The organism is Faecalibacterium sp. DFI.5.82 (assembly GCF_029076575.1).
In the GTDB taxonomy this organism is placed as follows: domain Bacteria; phylum Bacillota; class Clostridia; order Oscillospirales; family Ruminococcaceae; genus Faecalibacterium; species Faecalibacterium duncaniae.
In genome coordinates, this window is record NZ_JARFIS010000034.1 from 1 (window position 1) to 809 (window position 809).

At 49.8% G+C, this 809-nt stretch carries 1 rRNA gene; it reads left to right on the forward strand.

The features are described from left to right. Positions 1 to 809, forward strand: a 23S ribosomal RNA gene (locus P0G09_RS15420); the annotation flags it as partial.

An 809-nucleotide genomic window follows, 5' to 3' on the forward strand; every position in this document is an offset into this window, starting at 1 on the left:
GGGGGGACCACCCTCCAACCCTAAATACTACCCAGTGACCGATAGCGTATAGTACTGTGAAGGAAAGGTGAAAAGCACCCCGGGAGGGGAGTGAAAAAGAACCTGAAACCCTGTGCCTACAAGCACCTAGAGCGCGTCAAAGCGTGATAGGGTACTTTTTGTAGAACGGTCCGGCGAGCGATTGTATGCAGCAAGGTTAAGGACTTAAGGTCTGGAGCCGAAGCGAAAGCGAGTTTGAAAAGGGCGTTAAGTTGCATATAATGGGCCCGAAACCGGGTGACCTACCCATGGTCAGGTTGAAGTGGAAGTAAAATTCCATGGAGGACCGAACCGACCTCCGTTGAAAAGGCGGCGGATGAACTGTGGGTAGCGGAGAAATTCCAATCGAACCCGGAGATAGCTGGTTCTCCCCGAAATAGTTTTAGGACTAGCCTCAAGTTAGATACCTGGAGGTAAAGCACTGAATAGCCTAGCGGCCGAGAGGTTAGCGAAGCTTATCAAACTCAGAATGCCAGAGTATTGATGCTTGGGAGTCAGACAGTGTCAGATAAATGTCATTGTCAAAAGGGAAACAGCCCAGATCTACAGCTAAGGTCCCAAAGTCAGGTTAAGTGGAAAACGATGTGAAGATACGCAGACAACCAGGATGTTGGCTCAGAAGCAGCCACTCATTCAAAGAGTGCGTAATAGCTCACTGGTCGAGCGTCTTTGCGCGGAGAATTTAACGGGGCTAAACCTGACACCGAAGCTTAGGCAATACAGCAATGTATTGGGTAGGGGAGCGTTGTATACGCGGAGAAACAGTAGCG